The 22,510-nt window shown below is 70.7% G+C and carries 19 protein-coding genes; 4 read left to right on the forward strand and 15 right to left on the reverse strand.

Annotated elements, in window-relative coordinates; translation table 11 throughout:
- Window positions 1–21: 21 nt before the first annotated feature.
- The gene (rpoB, locus tag ACFQ2V_RS03220) at window positions 22–3,504 is read right to left on the reverse strand and encodes a DNA-directed RNA polymerase subunit beta (protein ID WP_386050648.1); all 3,483 of its coding nucleotides are present in this window, start codon (window positions 3,502–3,504) and stop codon (window positions 22–24) included.
- Between the two features lie 430 nt (window positions 3,505–3,934).
- Here rpoB and ACFQ2V_RS03225 point away from each other — a divergent pair, with 430 nt between their 5' ends.
- The gene (locus ACFQ2V_RS03225) at window positions 3,935–4,510 is read left to right on the forward strand and encodes a DUF4282 domain-containing protein (protein WP_386050650.1); all 576 of its coding nucleotides are present in this window, start codon (window positions 3,935–3,937) and stop codon (window positions 4,508–4,510) included.
- Window positions 4,511–4,534: 24 nt separating this feature from the next.
- Here the strand turns inward: ACFQ2V_RS03225 and ACFQ2V_RS03230 are convergent, their stop codons facing one another.
- The 13 genes from ACFQ2V_RS03230 to ACFQ2V_RS03290 form a co-directional block, all read right to left on the reverse strand.
- The gene (locus ACFQ2V_RS03230; RefSeq protein ID WP_386050652.1) at window positions 4,535–5,545 is read right to left on the reverse strand and encodes an agmatine deiminase family protein; all 1,011 of its coding nucleotides are present in this window, start codon (window positions 5,543–5,545) and stop codon (window positions 4,535–4,537) included.
- 62 nt (window positions 5,546–5,607) lie between these two features.
- Window positions 5,608–6,570, reverse strand: coding sequence for a nitrilase-related carbon-nitrogen hydrolase (locus ACFQ2V_RS03235; protein WP_386050653.1), 963 nt, complete (start codon window positions 6,568–6,570; stop codon window positions 5,608–5,610).
- Between the two features lie 107 nt (window positions 6,571–6,677).
- Window positions 6,678–7,457 (reverse strand): hypothetical protein, encoded by a 780-nt coding sequence (locus tag ACFQ2V_RS03240; RefSeq protein ID WP_386050655.1) that lies wholly within the window; start codon window positions 7,455–7,457, stop codon window positions 6,678–6,680.
- Complete coding sequence (locus ACFQ2V_RS03245; RefSeq protein ID WP_386050657.1) at window positions 7,441–8,148, reverse strand: hypothetical protein; 708 nt, start codon at window positions 8,146–8,148, stop codon at window positions 7,441–7,443. Before ACFQ2V_RS03245 ends, ACFQ2V_RS03240 begins: the two co-directional genes overlap by 17 nt.
- A gap of 24 nt (window positions 8,149–8,172) precedes the next feature.
- On the reverse strand, window positions 8,173–9,480 hold the full coding sequence (locus ACFQ2V_RS03250) for an MCE family protein (RefSeq protein ID WP_386050659.1): 1,308 nt from the start codon (window positions 9,478–9,480) through the stop codon (window positions 8,173–8,175).
- Window positions 9,477–10,712, reverse strand: a complete 1,236-nt coding sequence (locus ACFQ2V_RS03255; protein WP_386050661.1) for an MCE family protein — start codon at window positions 10,710–10,712, stop codon at window positions 9,477–9,479. Before ACFQ2V_RS03255 ends, ACFQ2V_RS03250 begins: the two co-directional genes overlap by 4 nt.
- Window positions 10,709–11,923 carry an MCE family protein gene (locus ACFQ2V_RS03260; protein ID WP_386050663.1) on the reverse strand — a complete coding sequence of 405 codons (1,215 nt, stop codon included), beginning with the start codon at window positions 11,921–11,923 and terminating at the stop codon, window positions 10,709–10,711. The genes ACFQ2V_RS03255 and ACFQ2V_RS03260 overlap by 4 nt, the downstream gene beginning before the upstream one ends.
- Window positions 11,923–12,954: an MCE family protein gene (locus tag ACFQ2V_RS03265; RefSeq protein ID WP_386050665.1), complete on the reverse strand. Its 1,032-nt coding sequence runs from the start codon at window positions 12,952–12,954 to the stop codon at window positions 11,923–11,925. The genes ACFQ2V_RS03260 and ACFQ2V_RS03265 overlap by 1 nt, the downstream gene beginning before the upstream one ends.
- Window positions 12,951–13,982 carry an MCE family protein gene (locus ACFQ2V_RS03270; RefSeq protein ID WP_386050667.1) on the reverse strand — a complete coding sequence of 344 codons (1,032 nt, stop codon included), beginning with the start codon at window positions 13,980–13,982 and terminating at the stop codon, window positions 12,951–12,953. Before ACFQ2V_RS03270 ends, ACFQ2V_RS03265 begins: the two co-directional genes overlap by 4 nt.
- A complete protein-coding gene (locus ACFQ2V_RS03275) occupies window positions 13,979–15,355 on the reverse strand; it encodes an MCE family protein (RefSeq protein WP_386050669.1) in 1,377 nt (458 codons plus the stop codon). Before ACFQ2V_RS03275 ends, ACFQ2V_RS03270 begins: the two co-directional genes overlap by 4 nt.
- Window positions 15,352–16,212 carry an MlaE family ABC transporter permease gene (locus tag ACFQ2V_RS03280; protein ID WP_449343036.1) on the reverse strand — a complete coding sequence of 287 codons (861 nt, stop codon included), beginning with the start codon at window positions 16,210–16,212 and terminating at the stop codon, window positions 15,352–15,354. Before ACFQ2V_RS03280 ends, ACFQ2V_RS03275 begins: the two co-directional genes overlap by 4 nt.
- Window positions 16,213–16,222: 10 nt before the next feature.
- A complete protein-coding gene (locus ACFQ2V_RS03285) occupies window positions 16,223–16,993 on the reverse strand; it encodes an MlaE family ABC transporter permease (RefSeq protein WP_386050671.1) in 771 nt (256 codons plus the stop codon).
- Window position 16,994: 1 nt separating this feature from the next.
- Window positions 16,995–18,044, reverse strand: coding sequence for an ABC transporter ATP-binding protein (locus ACFQ2V_RS03290; RefSeq protein ID WP_386050673.1), 1,050 nt, complete (start codon window positions 18,042–18,044; stop codon window positions 16,995–16,997).
- A gap of 148 nt (window positions 18,045–18,192) precedes the next feature.
- On the opposite strand from ACFQ2V_RS03290, the gene ACFQ2V_RS03295 reads away from it, so the two are divergent.
- Window positions 18,193–18,660, forward strand: a complete 468-nt coding sequence (locus ACFQ2V_RS03295) for a DUF4178 domain-containing protein (protein WP_386050675.1) — start codon at window positions 18,193–18,195, stop codon at window positions 18,658–18,660.
- 3 nt (window positions 18,661–18,663) lie between these two features.
- On the opposite strand, the gene ACFQ2V_RS03300 is transcribed toward ACFQ2V_RS03295, so the two are convergent.
- Window positions 18,664–19,767 carry a hypothetical protein gene (locus tag ACFQ2V_RS03300; RefSeq protein WP_386050677.1) on the reverse strand — a complete coding sequence of 368 codons (1,104 nt, stop codon included), beginning with the start codon at window positions 19,765–19,767 and terminating at the stop codon, window positions 18,664–18,666.
- A 134-nt stretch (window positions 19,768–19,901) separates the two neighbouring features.
- Between ACFQ2V_RS03300 and ACFQ2V_RS03305 the strand changes: the two genes are divergently transcribed.
- Together ACFQ2V_RS03305 and ACFQ2V_RS03310 are read left to right on the forward strand one after the other, a co-directional pair.
- Window positions 19,902–21,293: an FAD-binding oxidoreductase gene (locus ACFQ2V_RS03305; protein WP_449343037.1), complete on the forward strand. Its 1,392-nt coding sequence runs from the start codon at window positions 19,902–19,904 to the stop codon at window positions 21,291–21,293.
- Window positions 21,293–22,420: a pyridoxal-phosphate-dependent aminotransferase family protein gene (locus ACFQ2V_RS03310; RefSeq protein WP_386050679.1), complete on the forward strand. Its 1,128-nt coding sequence runs from the start codon at window positions 21,293–21,295 to the stop codon at window positions 22,418–22,420. Before ACFQ2V_RS03305 ends, ACFQ2V_RS03310 begins: the two co-directional genes overlap by 1 nt.
- The last annotated feature ends 90 nt before the right edge of the window (window positions 22,421–22,510 follow it).

The raw sequence follows: 22,510 nt of genomic DNA on the forward strand, positions 1-22,510 counted from the left end.
GCCTGTCGTGGTGGGGCCTTCTCAGACCTCTTCGACGCTGGACGGCTCACGCCGGCTCAGGTCGATGCCGAGCTCCTCCGCCGCGCGGAAGACCTCCTCGTCGGACTCCTTCATCTCGATCGTCGTGCCGTCGGAGCTCAGGACCTCGACGTTGAGACACAGCGACTGCATCTCCTTGAGGAGGACCTTGAACGACTCCGGGATGCCCGAGTCGGGGATGTTCTCGCCCTTGACGATCGCCTCGTAGACCTTGACGCGGCCGGGAACGTCGTCCGACTTGATCGTCAGCAGCTCCTGGAGCGTGTAGGCGGCGCCGTACGCCTCGAGGGCCCAGACCTCCATCTCACCGAAGCGCTGGCCACCGAACTGGGCCTTACCGCCGAGCGGCTGCTGGGTGATCATCGAGTAGGGGCCCGTCGAGCGAGCGTGGATCTTGTCGTCGACGAGGTGGTGCAGCTTGAGGATGTACATGTAGCCGACCGCGACGGGCTCGGGGAACGGCTCGCCGGAGCGGCCGTCGAAGAGGCGCGTCTTGCCCGAGGCGTCGATGAGGCGGACCCCGTCGCGCGTCTTGAGCGTCGAGTCGAGCAGACCCGTGACGACGTCCTCCGAGGCACCGTCGAAGACCGGCGTCGCCACGCGCGTGCCCGCAGGGGCCTCGTGCGCGTCGACCGCGATCTCCTTGGCCCACTCCGGGTTGCCCTCGATCTTCCAGCCGCGCGAGGCGGCCCAGCCGAGGTGCAGCTCGAGGATCTGGCCGAGGTTCATTCGGCGCGGCACACCGTGCGGGTTGAGCACGACGTCGACCGGCGTGCCGTCCTCGAGGAACGGCATGTCCTCGACCGGGAGGATCTTGGAGATGACGCCCTTGTTGCCGTGGCGGCCGGCGAGCTTGTCACCGTCGGTGATCTTGCGCTTGTTGGCCACGTAGACGCGGACGAGCTGGTTGACGCCGGGCGGCAGGTCGTCGCCCATGTCGGCGCGGAACTCCTTGACGCCGATGACCGTGCCGGTCTCGCCGTGGGGCACCTTGAGCGACGTGTCGCGGACCTCGCGCGCCTTCTCACCGAAGATCGCGCGGAGCAGGCGCTCCTCCGGGGTCAGCTCGGTCTCGCCCTTGGGCGTGACCTTGCCGACGAGCAGGTCGCCGTCGCGGACCTCGGCGCCGACGCGGATGATGCCGCGCTCGTCGAGGTCGGCCAGGACCTCCTCGGAGACGTTCGGGATGTCCCGGGTGATCTCCTCGGGGCCGAGCTTCGTGTCGCGGGCGTCGACCTCGTGCTCCTCGATGTGGATCGAGGAGAGGACGTCGTCCTGCACGAGACGCTGGCTGAGGATGATCGCGTCCTCGTAGTTGTGGCCCTCCCACGACATGAACGCGACGAGCAGGTTGCGCCCGAGCGCCATCTCGCCACCGTCGGTCGCGGGACCGTCGGCGATGACGCCACCGGCCTCGAGACGGTCGCCCTCGTTGACGACGACGACCTGGTTGTAGCTCGTGCCCTGGTTGGAGCGCGCGAACTTGGCGATGCGGTAGGTCTGGTAGGTGCCGTCGTCGTTGGCGACGGTGACGAGGTCGGCCGACACCTCCTGCACGACACCGGCCTTCTCGGCGCGGACGACGTCGCCCGAGTCGAGGGCGGCGCGGAACTCCATGCCGGTGCCGACGATGGGCGCCTCGCTCTTGACGAGCGGGACGGCCTGACGCTGCATGTTGGCGCCCATGAGTGCGCGGTTGGCGTCGTCGTGCTCGAGGAACGGGATCATCGCGGTCGCGGCCGACACCATCTGGCGCGGCGAGACGTCCATGTAGTCGACCTCGTCACCGGGGACGAGCTCGACCTCTCCACCCTTGGTGCGCACGAGCACGCGGTCCTCGGTGAAGTTGTTCTGCTTGTCCAGCGGCGCGTTGGCCTGGGCGACGACGAAGCGGTCCTCCTCGTCGGCCGACAGGTAGTCGACGTCGTCGGTGACGTGGCCGTCGACGACCTTGCGGTACGGCGTCTCGATGAAGCCGAACGCGTTGATGCGGCCGTAGGACGCGAGCGAGCCGATGAGGCCGATGTTCGGCCCTTCCGGCGTCTCGATCGGGCACATGCGGCCGTAGTGCGACGGGTGGACGTCACGGACCTCCATCTGGGCACGGTCACGGGAGATACCACCCGGGCCGAGCGCGGACAGACGACGCTTGTGCGTCAGACCCGCGAGCGGGTTGTTCTGGTCCATGAACTGCGAGAGCTGCGAGGTGCCGAAGAACTCCTTGATCGACGCCACCACGGGGCGGATGTTGATCAGGGTCTGCGGGGTGATCGCCTCGACGTCCTGCGTGGTCATGCGCTCGCGGACGACGCGCTCCATGCGCGACAGGCCGGTGCGGACCTGGTTCTGGATGAGCTCGCCGACGGAGCGCAGGCGACGGTTGCCGAAGTGGTCGATGTCGTCGACCTCGACGCGGACGTCGACCTCCTCGCCGTTCTTGACGCCCTTCATCGAGTCCTGGCCGTCGTGCAGCGTGACGATGAACTTGATCGTCTTGACGATGTCGTCGATGGACAGGGTCGACTCGTTGATCGACCCGTCGAGGCCGAGCTTCTTGTTGACCTTGTAGCGGCCGACCTTGGCGAGGTCGTAGCGCTTGCCGTTGAAGTAGAGGTTGTCGAGCAGGGTCTGCGCGGCCTCCTTCGTCGGCGGCTCGCCCGGACGCAGCTTGCGGTAGATGTCGAGCAGCGCGTCGTCCTGGCCCTGGGTGTGGTCCTTCTCCAGGGTGAGGCGCATCGACTCGAACTCGCCGAACTCCTCGAGGATCTGGGCCTCGGTCCAGCCGAGGGCCTTGAGGAGCACCGTGACCGACTGCTTGCGCTTGCGGTCGACGCGGACGCCGACCATGTCGCGCTTGTCGATCTCGAACTCGAGCCAGGCGCCGCGGCTCGGGATGATCTTGGCCGTGTAGATGTCCTTGTCGGACGTCTTGTCGGGCGTGCGCTCGAAGTAGACGCCCGGGCTGCGGACGAGCTGCGAGACGACGACACGCTCGGTGCCGTTGATGATGAAGGTGCCGCGCTCGGTCATGAGCGGGAAGTCACCCATGAACACCGTCTGGCTCTTGATCTCGCCCGTCTGGGCGTTCATGAACTCGGCGGTGACGAACAGGGGTGCGTCGTACGTCTGGTCGCGCTCCTTGCACGACTCGATCGTCTTGCGCGTCTCCTCGAAGCGGTGGTCACGGAACGACAGCGACATCGAGCCGCTGAAGTCCTCGATCGGGGAGATCTCCTCGAAGATCTCCTCGAGCCCGGACCGGTCGGGGACGTCGGTGCGCCCCTCGGCCTTGGCCGCGGCGACGCGAGCCTGCCAGCGCTCGTTGCCGAGCAGCCAGTCGAAGCTCTCCGTCTGAAGCGCCAGGAGGTCGGGGACCTCGAGTGGTTCGCGAATCTTCGCGAAGGACAGACGTCCCGAAGGGGTCTGTGCGGTGGACATGTTCGTCGCAGTGCGCGAGGCAGCCAAGGAGGGTCCTTCCACGGGCCTTTTTCGAATCTTCAGATCCGCGTTGCCGCATGGCTCCGCTCGCGGGTCCGATGGTCGGGCCGGATGCCGTGCGGCATGGTGAATGGCCAGACCGAGGTCGCGAGAGGTGGGCATGGGCAGCGCAAAGGCTTAGCCTACCGTCGAAGGGCAGGAGTGTCCAGCCGGGTCAAGAGGCGGAGATCGTGAGCCGGGGTACGGCCGGTCTCGAACGACCGGGCGCCCTCGGCGTGACCTGCCACACCTCCCGGACCGGGAGCTCGCGATGCGAACGCGACGAATATGGCCCGGCTCGGGCCTGACGTCAAGACCCGCCCACTCCGTAGGCGCGTCGTGGACCCGGTCGGCGGGCGGCGGGCACCTAGCATGGGGTGGGCCACAGTTCCGCAGACGTCACTTCGAGGGGAACGCCATGTCCGACCAGAACCCGCCCGAGCAACCGTCGTTCAACCGGCCCGCCGGGAGTGACCCGACCTCGCCCCTGCCGACCGGTTCGTCCGGATCGCCGGCATCGCCCGGGTCGTTCGACTCGCCGACCGCAGGGCCCCACCCAGCCTCGACGGAGCCCTCTGCTCGCCCCTCGAGCCCCGAGGGGTCCACGGGTCCCGGCAGCGCGCCGCCGCCCCCTCCCCCGCCGCAGGCGCCGTCCGGCCACTCGAGCGGCCCGTCCGGGATGTCGAGCCTGCCGAGCCCGGCACGCGAGGGCGCCGGCTTCTTCACCGCCCTGTTCGACTTCAGCTTCACCAACTTCGTCACGCCGATCCTCGTGCGCTTCGTCTACCTGCTCGCGACGGTCGCACTCGTGGCGACGTGGCTCGTGCTGCTCTTCTCCGGCTTCGTCCAGGGCGTCGGCACCGGGTTGGCGGTGCTGATCCTCGGGCCGATCTTCCTGGTCATCTACCTGGCCGTGATCCGGATGACGCTCGAGTTCTACCTGTCGGTCGTGCGGATGAGCGAGGACATCCACAAGCGCCTCCCCCAGGCCTGATCGGCACCCGCAAGCCCATCTCCCTCAGAGGCTGGGCTGCTGCTGGGTGATGCAGTGGATCCCGCCGCCGCGGTCGAAGAGCGGGCGGGCGTCGACACCGACGACCCGCCGGCCGGGGTAGGCCTCGGCCAGGACCGCGAGCGACGCGTCGTCCTGCGGGTCACCGAAGGTGCAGGCAATGACGCCGTCGTTGACGACGAGGTGGTTGAGGTAGCTCCAGTCCACCGGCCCCTCGTCGTCGGTGAGGGTGCGCGGCGCCGGCACCCCGACCACCTCGAACCGCTCGCCGCGGGCGTCGCGCGCGTCCTCGAGCAGAGCGCGCAGCTCGCGCGAGACGGCGTGGTCGGGGTGGGCTGGGTCGTGCTGCTCGTGGAGCAGCACGACCCCCGGGCTCGGGATGGTGGCGACGATGTCGACGTGGCCGCGGGTGCCGAACTCGTCGTAGTCGCGGGTGAGGCCGCGCGGCAGCCAGATGCACGTCGTCGCCCCGATGGTGCGGGCCAGCTCGGCCTCGACGTCGGAGCGGGTCAGTCCCGGGTTGCGGCCGGGGTCGAGCTGCACGGTCTCGGTCAGCAGGACGGTGCCGAGGCCGTCGACGTGGATGCCGCCGCCCTCGTTGACCAAGGACGAGCCGATGAGCTCGGCACCGCTGAGGTCGCCCACGAACGCGCCGATTCGGGCGTCGTGCTCCCAGGTGGCCCAGGACTGCGCGCCCCAGCCGTTGAACACCCAGTCGACCGCGCCGAGCCGGGTCCCGTCGCCGGAGTGCACGAAGGTGGGGCCGATGTCGCGCATCCACGCGTCATCGAGCGCGGCGGGGACGAGCTCGACGTCCGGGTGCAGGTGCTCGCGGGCCACCGCGAGGTCGTCGGGGACGACGACCATGCGCACCGGCTCGAACCGGACGACGGCGTCGGCGACGGCCGCCCAGGTGCGGCGCGCGGACGCGACCTCGTCGGCGGTGTCCCCCAGGGTGTAGCCCTGGCTGGGCCACGCCATCCACGTGCAGTCGTGGGGCGCGGTCTCCGACGGCATGCGCCAACCCGGCTTCGCGGCCCCGGCGCCATCTCCCCCTGTCGACACCGTGGCGGCGTCGGTCACTGGGCCGCCTCGCGACGGTGCTCGGCACGCACAGGGGTCGTCAGGGCGGCATACGAGTCGGGGCGGCGGGTCTCGAGGAACGGGAACAGCTCGAGCCAGTCACGGCGCTGGGCGAGGTCGAGGTCGGCGACCAGCACGGCGGCCTCGTCACGCGGGGCCTGCACGAGGATGCGGCCGTAGGGGTCGGAGATGAACGAGCTGCCGTAGAAGGTGATGAGGCCCTCGGTGCCGAAGCGGTTGGGCACGACCATGAAGAGGCCGTTGGCGATGCCGTTGCCGACGATGACCTGCTGCCAGAGCGGCTGGGTGTCGAAGTCGGGGTGGTCGGGCTCGGAGCCGATGGCCGTCGGGTAGCAGAGCACCTCGGCCCCGCCGAGCGAGTAGAGGCGGGCGACCTCGGGGAACCACTCGTCCCAGCAGGTCGGAAGGCCGAGCCGCACGGACGGATCGGCCAGGGCCACAACGGGATACGCATCCTCGGGCGGACCCGGCCGGAAGTACTTGTCCTCGTGGTAGCCGGCGGTCACGGGGATGTGCGTCTTGCGCGTGCGAGCCACCACCTCGCCGCTCGGGGCGACGACCACGGCGGTGTTGAAACCGAGCCCGTCACCGGCATCCGCACGCTCGTAGAGCGAGGCGTGGACGTGGACGCCGAACTCTCGGGCGGCGTCGCGCGCGAAGGTGGTCGTGGGGCCGGAGTCGAGGTCCTCGGCGATCGCCGACGGCGTGCCCTCGGGAAGCGTGTCGGCCGGGTAGCGCGACAGGGTCAGCTCGGGGAGGAAGACGATCGTGGCGCCGGCCTCGGCTGCCGTGCGGATGCCGTCGCGGAGGGTCTCGACGAGCGCGGCGGCGTCGTCGACCCACTCGTGCTGGACGACGCCGACGCGAACGGGCGCCGCCTCCGGCTGGTCGACGCGGGCAAGGGACTCAGGGACGCCATCGGCCTGGATCAGCTTCACAGCAGGCAGTATGCCGCAGCGTCGCGGGACGCTCCGACCGTGCCGGGGGGCTCGGTCCCGGACGTCATGTCGACGCCCGGGACCTCGGCCCCCAGGTTGCCCCCTCGTCAGAAGGCGGAGAGCTCACTGACGAGCCAGCGCTCGCCGACCTTCCGCATCGTGGCGATGACCCGGTTCTGGTCGATCGCGGGTGCCTGCTGCGCCTTCGTGGTGGTGGCCTGGTTGACGAACGCCATGACGCGCACCGTCGTGCCCTCGCCGCCGTCGCCCGTCGTGTCCATGACACCGGCCTCGTAGACCTTGGCCTGCACGGTCGCCTCGTTCTTGACGGCCATCGGCTTGATGTCGCTGGCGGCGACCTTGGTGAACTGGTCCTTGAACGGGGCCGTCAGCTGGGGCGCGACCTCGCCGACGTGCTTGTCGAAGGTGGCCCCGCTGTAGCTGAGCAGGCTCTCGAGGGTCGTCCGGGCCGAGCTCACCGCGGCGGTGCGGTCGGCGTCGGAGACGGTGGGGCGCAGGCCGAGGACGAGGGCCGTGGCGAGCAGGGCGAGGGCCAGGATGGCGCCGACGGCCGGCGCCCAGAGCCGCCCGGAGCCACGGCGGGCACGAGGCTCGACGACGTCGGTCGCCCCGTCATGCCCGTCGTCGGAGGTTGGGCCTGCGGGTGCGGGTGCGGGTGCGGTCGGGGGTGTGGCTGCCGGTGCGGGCGGCGTCGCGGTCTCGACGGAGTCGGGGCCCAGCGTGGTGTCGAGCTCGACGTCGGTGCTGCGGTCGAGCACGAGGGTGGTGGCGCCCGCGTCACGACCGCGGCGACGCGCGCCGGCGACGCGACGGCGCGAGGCCGCAGCTGCGCCGGCGGGGCGTCGGGAGTCAGCTGACGAAGTCAAGGGAGCTCACCTTCCAGGAGTCGCCGACCTTCACCAGGTCGAGCCGGAGCCGGTAGGTCTTCTTCTCGGCCTTGGGGGTCGAGGCGTTGCTCGTGGGTGCGACCACGCCGACGATGACCCTGGCCGAGTCGTCGTCGCCCGAGACGAGCGAGGCCTCGGCGCGCTCGACGGTGGAGACCGTCTTGTTGGCCGTCACGACCGGCTTGAGCTGCGCCAGCGTCGCGGCGTACTCCTTCTGGAACGAGCCCGTGGACTCGGCGAGCACCCGCTTGGTGTCGGCGTCGAACGTCGCGGCGTTCATCGTCACGAAGTTGACCGCGATCTGGCGCCCGGCGGCGAGCGCCGTGTCGCGGGCGTCGGCGGCGCGCTGCGCCTGCCAGGCCGAGCGGCCGAGCGTGGCCGTCACGGCGACCGCGGCGAGGAGCAGGACGGCCGTGACGGCCCAGAGCAGACGCGGGGTCGGACGCCACGTGCGGACACCCCTGAGGCCCGCACGTGGCACGTCGTCGTCACCGGAGGCAGCGGGGTCAGTCGGTACGTCCGTCAGGGTGTCGGTCGGGGTGTCGGTCGGGGTGTCGAACGCCTCGCTGGAGGCCGAGTCGGCGTCCGGTCCGTCGCCGGCGGTGTGGTCCGAGCGGTCGGGCGGATCGGTCTGCGCCCGGGAGGTCGAGCGGGTGGGGGCCATCGTCATCGAGGGGATTCCTTCCGTCACCGGCTAGCGGAGCGCCTCCTGCATCATCCAGAGCCAGCTCGTGCCGTTGTCGGTCCGTGCGTCGCCACCGGTCGGGGCGACCGGCGACTGGACTGACAACGACGCAGGGCTGCCCGAGGTCACGGCCGGGTTGCCGAGGGTGACCGGAGTGGGTCCGAACGCCATCGGGTAGCTCTGGCCGCCTTGGGTGCTCCGGCCGGATCGCGTGGGTCGGGGGGCGTTCTGCGCGCCGCGGACGTTGACGCCCGAGCCGCGGGCCGCAGCACAGTGTGCGTCGAGGTTGACCGGCGGCAGGCCGGCCGTGCGGTGCGGGTCGACCTTCCTGGTGCCCTCGTAGCCGGCTTCACAGGCCTTGGGGTCGTCGACGTTGAGCACGAGGCCGAAGTGGGCGGTGCCGTCACCAGGCACGACGGTGAAGCCGCCGTTGACGACGTCGGGGTAGGTGACGAGAAGCTGCTCGATGCCGTCGAGGCGCGCCGTGGTCACGTTGCCGATGGTGATGAAGTTGGCGATGAGCGCCGCGAGGTTCTGCTTGTTCTCGGCGATCAGCGCGTCGAGCTGCTTCGCGGCGACCGCGCCCCGGTCGAGCACGACACGAAGGTCGGGGTCGGCCTCACGCAGGGCGCCGGCCACGTCGGCGAAGCCCGAGACGCTCGTGCGGATGTCCTTGCCGGAGCGCACCTGCGTGTCGAGCACGATGCGGCCGTCGTCGATGAGCCTCGTCGTCTCGGGCAGGGCCTCGGAGGCCGCCCCGGTCAGGGCGTTGCCCGAGTCGATGAGCCGTTGCAGGTCGGCGCCGCCACCCTTGAAGGCCTGAGCCAGCTCGTCGACGGTCGTGACGAGGGGCTCGCGCGGCACGGACGCGACGGTGTTGTCGACGTGCTGGAGCAGCTGGTCGATGCGGATCGGGAACGTGGTGCGCTCGCGCGGGATGACGTCGCCCGCCGCGAGGTAGGGGGCGCGGGACGTGCGGGGCTGCAGGTCGAGGTACTGCTCCCCCACCGCCGACCGGTTCTCGACGACGGCCCTCGCGTCCTTGGGCACCTCGGTGCCGCGCTCGAGGCGGGCGTCGACGACGACACCGTCGCCCGAGAGGCGCAGCCCCTCGACCTTGCCGACCGTCACGCCGCGGTAGGTGACCTCGGCCCCGACGAAGATGCCGCCCGACTGGGCCAGGTCGGCGGACACGACGTAGCTGCCGCCGGCGATCTTGTCGGTCAGGCCGACGTAGTTCGCCGAGAGGATCGCGACGAGAGTCACGGACAGCAGGGCGAACGCCGCCAGCTGGAGGCGGACGGTGCGTGTGATCATCGGGAGCCTCCGGTGGGGAAGAGTGCCGACCACGACGCGGCATCGGCCTGCGAGCCGCCCGGCTGAGGGGCACCGAGGAGACCGCCGGGGAGGGTCGGCACGCCGGTGGGCAGGCCCGGGACGCTCGGGACCGGGATGCCCGGACGCGGCACCGACGGCAGCGGCACCGACGGCAGGGGCACGGAAGGCACCGGGAGTCCCGGCACGCTGGGCAGGGTCGGCAGCCTGCCGACGCCGAGGTTGCCCGCGAGGGTGTTGAGGTCGGTGTCGAGAGTTGCCCAGAGGTTGGTGTAGTCGCCCTTGATGGTGTTCTGGGCGTTGTTGGGGAACGGGTAGGTCAAGAGCAGCTGGAAGCTCTTCGGCAGGTCGTCTCCGGCCTTGTTGAGCTGGCGGAGGATCGGGCTGATGGCGCGCAGGTTGGCCTCGAGGTCGGCTCGCGACCCACGGATGACCCGGGTGCCCACCTCGCCGAGGTCGCTCAGGGCCGTCAGCATCGCCGTGAGCTGGCGGCGCTGGTCGGCGAGGATCTTGAGGCCCTTGGGCAGCTCGTCGAGCGCCTTGGCGATCTTCTCCTGGTTCTTCGCCAGGGTGCCCGACAACCGGTCGACGCTGTCGATGGCACGGACGATCTCGCCCTTCTGGGCGTCGAGGCCGCCGACGAAGGTGTTCAGCTGGCCGACGAGGTCCCTGACGTCGCCGGTGCGCCCGCGCAGGGCGTTGTTGAGCTCGGTCTCGATGGTCTTCAGCTGCGCCACGCCACCACCGTTGAGCAGCAGTGACATCGCGCCGAGGACCTCCTCGACCTCGGGGTTGCGGCTCGTGCGGGCGAGCGGGATGCGGTCGCCCTCGCCGAGCCGGCCCAGCGGCTTCGCGTCGGTGGGGGCGGCGAGGGCGACGTACTTCTCGCCCAGCAGCGAGGTCTGCTTCAGCTCGGCGGTCGCGTTGTCGGGCAGCACGACCTTCGCGGGCAGGCGCAGGCGGACCGTCGCCGTCCACCCCGTGACCCGGATGTCCTCGACGGTGCCGACGGTCACCTGGTTGACCTTGACCGAGGACTGCGGCACGAGGTCGAGCACGTCGGCGAACTCGGCGGTCACGGTGTAGGAGTCGTCGCCGGTGCCGGCGCCCCCCGGGAGCGGCAGGTCGTAGGCGCTGCATCCCCCGAGCACCAGCGAGCCGAGCACGACCGCGGCGAGGGCGGCACGCGAACCGGAGCGGACGGCATACGTCATCGGGAACCTCCGAGCAGTCCGCCGAGGGTCGGGTCGGCGCCGCGCAGGTTGACGAGGCCCCCCGGTTGCGGGCTGCCTTGCAGTGCAGCGCCGTTCGGCAACGATGGGAGCTGGGGCAGCTTGGGCAGCACGGCCTTCTTCAAGGAGTCGCACAGGCGCGTGTTGCCGGTGCCGGTCGGCCCGGTGAGGATCGAGCACACGAGCTGGAGGGGGTCGTCGAAGCCCTTCGCGTTGTTGCGCGTGTCGAGCGTGCCCGTCTCGGGGTGGTAGGCGTTCTGCAGGTTCGACAGTGCGACCGGGGCGTTCTCGAGCACCTGGGCGAGCGACTGGCGGTTCTTCGCGAAGGCCCCGGTGACGGTGACGGCACGGTCGAGGTTGCTCTTGAGCAGCGCCCTGTTGTCGGAGACGAAGCCCGACACCTCGTCGACGGCCACGCCCAGGCTGCTCAGCGTCGCCTTGAGGTTCTCGCGCTCCTCGCTCAGCTGGACGGCCACCGTCGCGAGGTCGGAGTTGAGGCGGCGCACCTGCCCGTTGTTCGAGGCGAGCATCGAGGTGAAGGACTGGAGGTTCTTCACCGTGCCGAAGAGGTCGTCACGGCTGCCCGACAGCGTCGACAGCGCCGTGGAGAGGTCGTGCACCGTGGAGTTGAGCTTGTCGCCGTTGCCGTCGAGGTTGGCTGCGGACGTCTGGAGCAGCCGGTTGAGGGCGCCGTCCTTGTTGGCGCCGTCGGGCCCGAGCGCGACCATGAGGTCGTCGAGGCTCTGCGACACCCGGTCGAGCTCGACGGGAACGGCGGTGCGCGAGATCGGGATCCGCGTGCCCGCCGCGAGAGCCGGCCCCGCCTCGTAGACGGGGAGCAGCTGCACGTAGCGGTCGGAGACGAGCGAGGGCGCCACGATGGCGGCCTTGGCGGAGGCCGGCACTCGGTACTTCTCGTCGTAGCTGAAGGTGACGTGCACGTGGTCGCCCTCGGGGACCACCGTGTCGACCTGGCCGACCTTGACGCCGAGGATGCGGACGTCGGACCCGGGGTAGAGCCCGACGGCGCGGGTGAAGTCGGCGCTGACGGTGGTCTGCTGCTGCCGGGGCCAGAAGAGGAACGCGGCCGCGACGAGGGCGACGACGACGAGGCCTGTGACGACCTTGCCGAGCGCGGTGGCGGGTCCGTGGAGCCGACCGAACGGCATACGGCTGCTGGTCTCGGCGGCCATCAGCGAGCACCTCCGGACGTGCCGGGCAGGAGCAGGTCGGGCAGCTGGGTGCCGGGCAGCGCCAGGCCGGGGGTGCCGACCGGCACGACGAGGTTGGACACCCACGTGTCGAACCAGCGGCCGGTGCCGAGGGTGTTGGCGTACACGCGGGTGAAGGGGGCCATGGCTCGGATCGTCTTCTGGAGGTCGTCGTCGTGCTTCTGGAGCAGGGCGAGGGTCTTGTCGAGCTCGGCGAGCGCCGGCTTCAGCTGGGCCCGGTTGTCGCGGGCGAGGCCGGTCAGCTGCGTGGCGAGCGCCGACGTGTTGCGGAACAGGGTGCGGATGTCGTCACGCCGTTTGACGAGCTCGACCATGAGCAGGTCGGCGTCCCTGATGAGCGTGCCGACCTGCTGGTTGCGGCTGCGCACCAGCCCCGTGACGCTGTTGGCGCGCTGGAGCAGCGAACCGAGCTCGGCGTCGCGGCTGGCGACCGTGCGCGACAGGCGGGAGAGCCCGTCGAGGGTGGCCCGGACGTACCGGGGGCTGTCCTTGAACTCGGTGGCGATGACCGACAGCGACTGGGCCAGCTGGCCGGTGTCGATGCGCTCGGTCGTCGTCGTGAGGTCCTGGAAGGCGTTGATGACGTCGTAGGAGCTGACCGTGCGCGAGACCGGGATCTGGCTGTCGGCGTCCAGCTGGCCGCCACCCTCGGGGTCGAGGGCGACGTACTTCTCGCCGAGGATCGTCTTCATCCGGATCGAGGCGCGGGTGCGGGTGCCGAAGGAGGCGTCCTCGGTGATCCTGAAGTCGACGCGGACGTGGCCGTCCTCGAGGTCGACGCCGGTCACCTTGCCGACCTTGACGCCGGCGATGCGCACGTCGTCGTCGGGTCGGATGCCGCCCGCCTCGGTGAACGCGGCGCTGTAGGACGTGCCGCCGCCGATGAAGGGGAGGCTCGAGGCGTTGAACGCGAGGAAGAGCAGCAGCCCGAGGATCGCCAGGCCGGCGGCGCCGATCGGCACGGGGTTGCGCTCGCGGAAGGGCGTGCTCATGAGTTGCACCTCGCGAACGAGACGTCGTAGGTGGGCGAGACGCCCGGCAGCAGTGGGCTCTTGGTGTCGAACCGGCAGAGGTAGAAGTTGAACCACGAGCCGTACGTGGCGGTGCGCGTCAGGGTCGTGATGCGCTGGGTGGCATTCGAGATGAAGCTCTCGAACTCCTTGACGTTGGCCGGCTTGTTGAGGGTCGTGGCGAGCGTGCGCAGCTGCGCGACGTCGTCCTTGATGAGCGGGCGGGTCGACACGAGCAGGTCGGCGGTCTCGGCGGACAGCGTGTTGATGCCCGAGAGGGAGCGCCCGATCGTCTCCCGGTCGGCCGCGAGACCGCTCGTGAAGCGCTGCAGCTGGTCGATGAGCGAGAGCAGCTGCTGGTCGTGGGCGTCGACGGTGCCGAGCACGGTGTTGAGGTTGTCGATCGTGCGTCCGATGACGGCGTCGCGGTCGGCGATCGTCGACGTGAGGCTCGCGGTCTTGGCCAGCAGGCTGTTCACGTCGCCGCCCTCGCCCTGGAGGGTCTGGATGAGCAGCCCCGAGAGGTCGTTGACGTCCTTCGGCGACAGCGCCGCGAAGAGCGGCTTGAAGCCGTTGAAGAGGACGGTGAGGTCGAGTGCCGGGTGGGTGCGCGTGAGCGGGATCGTCGCCCCGTCGGGGAGCGAGACCGGGTTGCCGGCCCCCTGCGTCAGCGCGAGGTAGCGCTGGCCTACGAGGTTGCGGTACTTGATGGTCACCTCGGTGCCCTGGGTGAGCACCGAGCTCTTGAGCACCGAGAACTCGACAGCGGCGGTGGCGTGGTCGGAGCCGGAGCCCGGGGCGACGTGCACGTCGGTCACCTCGCCGACGCGCACCCCGGCGATGCGGACGTCCTGGCCGGCGATGACGCCGGTCGCGTCGCTGACGAGCGCCGTGTAGGTCGCCTTCGACCCGAGCTGGATGTTCGCGATCGTGAGCGCGAGGATGCTCGTCGCGAAGAGGGTGACGGCGGCGAAGAGGATGAGCTTGACGAGGGAGCCCTTGACCTTCATCGGGTGCTCACCACCGTTCCGCGCATCATCGGGCCGGCGAGCAGCGTGCGTATGCCGTCCGAGCCGTCGTTCGCCTGCTGGCCGTCGCGCGCGAACAGGGCGCCGACGACACGCTGCTCGTCGGCCGTGCCAGCCGTGCCCGAGTCGGCCGCCGCGTCGCCCAGCAGCGCCTGGGGCACGCCGGAGAAGGGCGTTGACTCGCTCGCCGGCCTCGTGCCGTCGTCGAAGTGGTTGCCGGTGAAGGGGTTCGACTGCGAGCCGTCGGGGCTCGGCAGCCCGTAGCAGTGCGGACCCCGCTTGTCGCCCCAGCGCGGCTCCTCGCCCGGCTTGTAGGCCTGGCGCGGCTTCACGATCTCGAGGGTGATGTGGAAGGTTCCCCCCGAGAACGCCTGGTTGGCCCGGGGCAGCCAGTTGACCATGCCGGAGGCGAGACACGGGTAGACCGGGGAGTACTCGGCGAGCAGGGCGAGGGTGGGACGGTTCACCTGACCGACCTGGATGATGCGCTGCTCGTTGTCGCGGAGGAACCCCGCTGCCTGGTTGGCGAAGCCTGCCGTCCCGACGAGAAAGGCCGCCAGCTGCTGGTCCTTCTCGACGATGGTGCGGTTGGTGACCCGCAGCGACTCGGTGAGACGGAAGAAGTCGGGGGCGACGCCGTCGTAGAGGTCCGCGGTGTCGGCGAGCAGCGAGATGTCCTGTCGGATCGTCGGCATGCTGGGGTTGAGCGCCTTGAGGTAACGGTCGACGAGGACGAAGTTGCGACCGATCTGGTCGCCGCGCCCGTCGAGCGTCGTCGACAGGGCGTTCAGGGTCGTCGCCAGCTTGGCCGGCTGCACCGTGCGCAGCAGCGGGTAGAGGTTGTCGAGCACCGTCTCGAGCTCGATGGCGACCTTGCTGCGGTCCTGCGGGATGACGTCGCCGGCGCGGATCGACCGCTGGCTGGGGCCCGCCGTGACGAGGTCGACGTAGCGCTCCCCGAAGAGCGTCTTCGGCAGCAGCCGCGCCGTGACGTTCGAGGGGATCTTCGCGACCTCCTCGGGCTGCAGCGCCAGCTCGAGGCGGGCCCCGGTGGGGGTCGCCTCGACGGTGCGCACCTCGCCGACGAGCAGGCCGCGCAGCTTGACGTCCGAGCTCTCCTGCAGCTGGCTGCCGAGCCGGTTCGTCTCGAGGGTGACCATCACGACGGGTGTGAATCGCTTCTGGAACGACGCGATCGACAGCCCGAGCAGGAGGGTGAGCACGACGAGGAACACCACGCCGTATGCCTTCTGCCCCAGTCGCTTTCGCGTGTGCTGGGTGATCGGGCCGGGCGTCGCGTCGGTGCTCACCTCGCTGCGCGGGTCGGCGTTGGGGTCGCTGGGGGTGCGGCTCATCCGGCGATCCGAACGCTCGTGGTCGCGCCCCAGATGGCCAGCGACAGGAAGAAGTCGACGATGTTGATCGCGACGATCGACGTGCGTACCGCGGTGCCGACCGCCACGCCCACGCCGGCCGGTCCACCCGACGCGGTGTAGCCGTAGTAGCAGTGGATGAGGATGATCACGACCGCGAAGACCATGACCTTGGCGAAGGACCAGAAGACGTCGCCCGGTGGCAGGAAAAGGTGGAAGTAGTGGTCGTAGGTGCCCTCGGACTGCCCGAAGTAGGCGGTCGAGATGAACCGCGTCGCGGCGTACGAGCTGAGCAGCCCGAGGACGTAGAGCGGGATGACGGCGATGAAGCCGGCGATCATCCGGGTGGTCACGAGGAAGGGCAGCGACGGGATGCCCATGACCTCGAGCGCGTCTACCTCCTCGCTGATGCGCATCGCACCGAGCTGGGCGGTGAAGCCGCAGCCGACCGTGGCCGCGAGCGCCAGGCCCGCGACGAGCGGGGCGATCTCACGGGTGTTGAGGTAGGCGGAGAAGAAGCCGGTGAAGGCGCCCGTGCCGAGCTGGTCCAGCGAGGAGTAGCCCTGCAGGCCCACCTCGGTGCCGGTGAAGAAGGCGAGGAAGGCGATGACCCCGACGGTGCCACCGATGACCGACAGCGCACCGGTGCCGAGCGAGACCTCGGCGAGGAGGCGCACGACCTCCTTCTTGTACCGACGCAGCGTGCGGCCGCTCCACGCGAGGGAGCGCACGTAGAAGCGCATCTGCTCGCCGAGCGAGTCGAGCGCGCGGGAAGGCCCGCCTGCCAGGTGCAGCAGGCGCTCCGCGCTCTGCGGACGGGTCTGGGTCTTGGTCGCCATGGTCGGGTCCTCAGATCTTCTGCGGGACGACCTGGAAGTACACGGCCGTGATGACGAAGTTGACGACGAAGAGCAGCATGAAGGTGATGACGACGCTCTGGTTGACGGCATCACCAACACCCTTGGGTCCGCCTCCGGCGTTGAGTCCCTTGTAGGCCGCGACGACCGCCGCGATCGCCCCGAAGATCAGCGCCTTGATCTCGGCGGTCCAGAGGTCGGGAAGCTGGGCGAGGGCGGTGAAGCTCGCGATGTACGCGCCGGGCGTGCCGCCCTGGACGATGACGTTGAAGACGTAGCCGCCGACGACGCCGACGACCGACACGAGACCGTTGAGCAGCACCGCGACGAGCATCGAGGCGAGCACGCGGGGCACGACGAGGCGCTGGATCGGGCTGATGCCGAGCACCTCCATCGCGTCGATCTCCTCGCGGATCTTGCGCGAGCCGAGGTCGGCGCAGATCGCCGATCCGCCGGCGCCCGCGATGAGCAGCGCCGTGACGATGGGGCTCGCCTCACGCAGCACGGCGAGCACGCTCGCGGCGCCGGTGAAGGACTGGGCACCGAGCTGACGCGTGAGGGTGCCGAGCTGCAGCGCGATGACCGCGCCGAACGGGATCGACACAAGCGCCGTCGGCAGGATCGTGACGCTCGCGATGAACCACGCCTGCTGGATGAACTCCTTGACCTGGAACGGTCGCCTGGGCATCGCCCGGAAGACGTCGAGCGCCAGCGCGAAGAGCGAACCGGACTGGCGCAGCGCGCCGGTGAGGGGTGCGGCCACGTCAGCCCACCTCCCCCACCAGCGTGGACGAGCCGGCATACGGGCTCGTGGACGGCGACGTCACCGTCGGCTCACCCGACGTCGCCACGGTCGGGGCTGCGATCGCGCCGGCGGCCACGGTGGAGCTCTCGAAGGAACCGGGCGGCGGGGTGACGCCGTTCGTGCGGCACCACTCCCCCGCGGGTCGCGCCGTGCGGCGCACCGAGCCGTCGCTCGTCGGCAGCTGGAGCGCGATCGGCGGCAGCGGCGGCAGCTCCTGGCCCGACTCGGCGGCCAGCTCGTCGGCGTCCTTCTCCTCGGACATGCCGATGGGGCCGACCCTCTGGGCGTTGAGGAACTGCCGCACGACCGGCTCCTCCGAGCTGAGCAGCATCTCGCGCGGCCCGAACATCGCCAGGTGGCGGTGGTAGAGCAGCCCGATGTTGTCGGGCACCGTGCGCGCCGTGTTGATGTCGTGCGTGACGATGAGGAACGTCGCCTCGATCTGCGCGTTGAGGTCGACGATGAGCTGGTTGAGGTACGCCGTGCGCACCGGGTCGAGGCCCGAGTCGGGCTCGTCGAAGAGGATGATCTCGGGGTCGAGCACGAGGGCCCGGGCCAGGCCCGCGCGCTTGCGCATGCCACCGGAGATCTCGCCGGGCAGCTTGCCCTCGGCACCCTGGAGGCCGACGAGCTCGATCTTCTCGCCGACGATGCGCCTGATCTCGGCCTCGGTCTTCTTCGTGTGCTCGCGGAGGGGGAACGCGATGTTGTCGTAGAGGTTCATCGACCCGAACAGCGCACCGTCCTGGAAGAGGACGCCGAAGAGCTTGCGCACCTCGTAGAGGTCGTGCTCGCGCAGCTGCGTCAGGTCGCGGCCGTTGATGACGATCGAGCCGGTGTCGGGCTTCAGCAGCCCCACGAGCGTCTTGAGGAACACCGACTTGCCCGTGCCCGAAGGGCCGAGCATGACCGAGATCTCACCAGCGGGAAGCGTGAGGGTCACGTCCCGCCAGATCGTCTGCGACCCGAAGGTCTTGGTCAGCCCCGTGACCGCGATCTCCACACCCATGTGGCATCCACCTGCATCTCTCTCGCCGTCTCGACTCGGCTACGGGGGAAACGAGGGGCCGGGGCGGAAGTTACGCGCGAGTTCGGTTCGTCCGCTGCTTGCTGGTCGGTGGTGGTTACCCTGTGGTGACCGTGATGGAGGAGGGTGGATGCGAGCGGAGCTGCGTGAGTCGCAGGTCGGGCCGGGAGCGGTGCTCGAGGTCGAGGGCACGCGTCACCGCGTCGTCGGCACCCTGCGCTTCGACCTGGACGGCACCGGCTGGGGCGAGCACTGCATCACCGCGTCAGGACCCCGTGAATGGGTCTCGCTCCGACCTCGGGGCGGCTCCTCGATCATCCACTGGCGCTCCCGTCACGACCTCTTCGGTGAGCCCGACCTCGCCGGGACGACCATCGACGGCCGCGACTGGACCCTGGTCCAGGCCGGCTCGCTGACCTACACCGCCGAGGGCGACACGGGCACCGGCACGCGAGGCACGTGCGACTTCGTCGAGTTCACGCACGCGGGCGAGCTGCTCGTCTTCGAGAGCTTCGACGGCGCAGTGTGGGAGATCAGCATCGGCCGGCTCGTCGAACCCGCGCAGGTGCGCGGCTACCACGAGGTCGCGCGCGCCTGACGGTCAGTGGGTCGCGGTGACCTCGTGGGTCACCCTGTCGCCGTCGACGCGCACCGTGAAAGCGGCGACGGCCGAGCCACCGCTCACGGCCTCCCCGAGGCGCGCGAGCACGTCGCCCAGCCGGGCGAAGGTCTCCGGTGTCGGCACCGGCGCCTGGCCGTCGGCGTTGCCCGAGAGGCCGGTGAGGCCGTGGGCGGGGTCGACGGTGAGCGCCGCCGTCAGGCGCCTCACGGGCTCGCCGCGCTGGGCCTCGATGCCCCGCCGCAGCACCACGGCGAACTCGTCGAGCAGGGCTCCCACGGCGTCCGTGCCGCCGCCGTCCTGGGGTGCGTCCGCGGCGACGGTGGTGTGCCCCGCCGTGTGCGGCTCAGCCGGGTCGGGGGTGTGGCCGGGTTGGGCCGGCGCGGCCGTGTCAGCATCCGGCGTCCGGGTCGGGGTCGGCGTCGGCGTCGGGGTCGACCGTCCCGTCGGCTCTGGGCGCCCTGTCGGGGTGCCCGCTGCCGGGCGGGGCGCGTGCCCCTCGCTCAGGAAGCCGACGGCCGCGAACTCGATCTTGCCGAAGTCGACCTCTGCGTCACGCGCCAGCGAGTTGTCGATGACGTACGCGAGGTTGACGGCGAGGTCTCTCATGCCCGGGTGCAGCTGCTGGCCCACGAAGCGGGCACACAGGAGCAGGGCGTGGACCCGCACCATCGGACGGCCCTTGCGGTCCTCGACCCGCTGCTCACGCTCGACCCGTGCGAGGTCGAAACCGTTGCCGGGGTAGAAGTGCACCGGCCGCTCGAGGACGAAGAGCGAGTAGTCGGGCCGGTCGGAGCCCGGCATGAGGCGGTAGAGCTCACCGTTGAGCGGCAGCTGCCACTCGAGCTCGGGCGGGGCGGTGTCGAAGTGCGTGACCGCCACGAGTGGGCCGTAGTGCCCCGACGTTCCCGAGGACCCCTCGGACGGCACGGCAGCCCCGAGCGGGTGGTCGGGGACCGGCTGGGGCGCGACGGGGACCGGAGGTCCGGACTGGCCCGGCGCGCCGGCGGGGGTCGCTTGCAGCGTCGCCGGCACGGAGGCCGTGGTGTCATCGCCGGACCTGAACGTGCGCGACAGCCATCCCATGCGGGCAAACCTACCGGGACGTGGACCCGGACCGGGGGCGCCGGTGCAGCACGTCCGAGGTCTCGATGCGTGCACCGCGTGCAGGGCTGGACGTAGACAGGCCCTGGCGGTCCCGGCGTGGTTACGGTGGTGCCGTGACGACAGTGAGCAGGGCCGCTCCGGACCTTCCCGCCCTCGGTGACCTCGCCGAGAGCCTGTCACCCGGTGCGCTGCTGACCGAGCCCGACAGCCTTGCCGCCTACCGCTTCGACTACACGGCCGACGCCGGGGCAGGTATGCCGCTCGCCGTTGTCAGGGCTGGTTCGGCGGAGGACGTGCAGGCAACGGTGCGCTGGGCGGGGGCACACGGCACACCCGTCGTGCCGCGTGGTGCAGGCAGCGGACTGTCGGGCGGCGCCAACGCGGTCGACGGCTGCATCGTGCTGAGCCTCGAGCGCATGCGGGCGCTCGAGATAGACCCCACGACCCGGACGGCCGTCGTCGAGCCCGGCGCCCTCAACGCCGAGGTCAAACGCGCGGCTGCCCAGCACGGCCTCTGGTACCCGCCCGACCCGTCGTCCTTCGAGATCTGCTCCATCGGCGGCAACGTCGCCACCAACGCGGGCGGCCTGTGCTGCGTGAAGTACGGGGTCACCATGGACTACGTGCTCGGCCTCGACGTCGTGCTCGCCGACGGCACGCTCGTGCGCCTCGGCGGCCAGCGCGTCAAGGACAGCGCCGGTCTCTCGCTCGTCAAGCTCTTCGTCGGCAGCGAGGGCACCCTGGGCATCGTGACCCGCGCGACGCTGCGGCTCGTGCCGGCCCAGACGCCACCGGCGACGCTCGTGGCGACCTTCGACGACGTCGAGGCAGCCGCCCGGGTGGTCGTCGCGATCGGCAACCGGATGCGCGCCTCGATGATGGAGCTCATGGACCAGGCCTCGATCAACGCCGTCGAGGACCACCGCAGCATGGGGCTCGACCGCACGGCCGGGGCCATGCTGCTCGCGCAGTCCGACGCCCCGGGGGGCGCCCGTGGCGAGGAGATCGCCGAGATGGAGCGCGTCTGCTCCGCCGGCGGTGCCCGTGAGTGCTTCACGACGACCGACGCAGAGGAGGGCGAGATGTTCGTGGCCGCCCGACGGTCGGCGATCATCGCCATCGAGCGGCGCGGCGCGATCATGCTCGAGGACGTCGGTGTGCCCGTGCCGCGGCTGCCCGAGCTGCTCACCGGCATAGCGGCGATCGCACGGCACCGCGAGGTCGAGATCCCGGTGGTCGCCCACGCGGGCGACGGAAACACGCACCCGGTCGTCGTCCACCCGCCGGGAGACCCGGACGCCAAAGCGCGTGCGGCACAGGCGTTCTCCGAGGTGATGAGCCTCGCGATCAGCCTCGGCGGCACGATCACCGGAGAGCACGGGGTCGGCCGCCTCAAGCGCGCCGCCCTCCCAGAGCAGCTGGGCCCGGACGTCATGGCCCTCACCCACCGCATCAAGAACGCCCTCGACCCGCAGGGCATCCTCAACCCCGGAGCCGCATTCTGATGACGACCACACCCCCCACCACCTCGTCACGTCCCGTCGCCGAGCGCCACCTCTTCGGTCCCGGGCCCTGCAACCCCTACCCGGAGGCCACGCTCGCGCTCGCCGCGCCCCTGCTGGGCCACCTCGACCCTGACTTCCTCGCCGTCATGGACGAGACCTGTGACCTGCTCAGGTACGTCTGGGGCACGGCCAACCGGCGTACGCTCCCGCTCTCTGCCACGGGGTCGGCCGGCATGGAGGCCGCCTTCGTCAACACCGTCTCCCCCGGTGACGTCGTCGTTGTCGCCGTCAACGGTCTCTTCGGCGAGCGCATGGTCGACGTCGCCGGCCGCCACGGCGCCGAGGTCGTCCGGGTCGACCATGCCTGGGGCACCCCGGTCGACGCCGAGCGCGTGGCCGCCGCCCACCCGTCGCCGAAGATCATCGCCGCCGTGCACGCCGAGACCTCCACCGGCGTCCGGTCCGACATCGCCGCTCTCGGCGCGGTCAAGGGCGACGCCCTGCTGCTCGTCGACGCCGTCACGAGCATCGGCGGCATCGAGCTGCGCGCCGACGACTGGGGCATCGACATCGGCTACGCGGGCACCCAGAAGTGCCTCGGCGTCGCTCCCGGTCTCGCCCCCTTCACCATCAGCGACCGCGCCTTCGGGCGCCGGGTCGAGAAGCCGTCGTCGTGGTACCTCGACCTCGGGCTGCTCGGCGGCTACGTCGGCGAGGCCTCCGGTGCGGGCAAGCGCACCTACCACCACACCGCGCCGACAGCGATGGTCGTGAGCCTCCACGCCGGGCTGCGGCGCATCGCCGACGAGGGCCTCGAGAAGGTCTGGGACCGCCACGCCGAGGCCGGTCGCCTGCTGCAGGACGGCCTCGAGGAGATGGGGCTCGAGCTCTTCGCCCAAGAGGGGTCGCGCCTGCCCGAGCTGACGACGGTCCGGGTGCCCGACGGCGTCGACTCGGCAGCAGTGCGCGGCTACCTGCTCGAGAGGCACGACATCGAGATCGGCGCGGGCGTGGGCGAGTTCGCCTCGACGGTCTGGCGCATCGGCCTCATGGGCCACAACGCCCGCCCCGACCGGGTCGCCCTCGTGCTCGCGGCTCTCAAGGACGCCCTGGCCCACGCCAGCTGACAGGTGGGGCCGGCGCGCGTCGAGGTGATCGGCGACAGGCTGCCGACATGCGGAAGGCGGGTCCGACCGAGTGGTCGGACCCGCCTTCGC

It is taken from the genome of Terrabacter terrigena, assembly GCF_042676085.1.
Lineage (GTDB): Bacteria > Actinomycetota > Actinomycetes > Actinomycetales > Dermatophilaceae > Terrabacter > Terrabacter terrigena.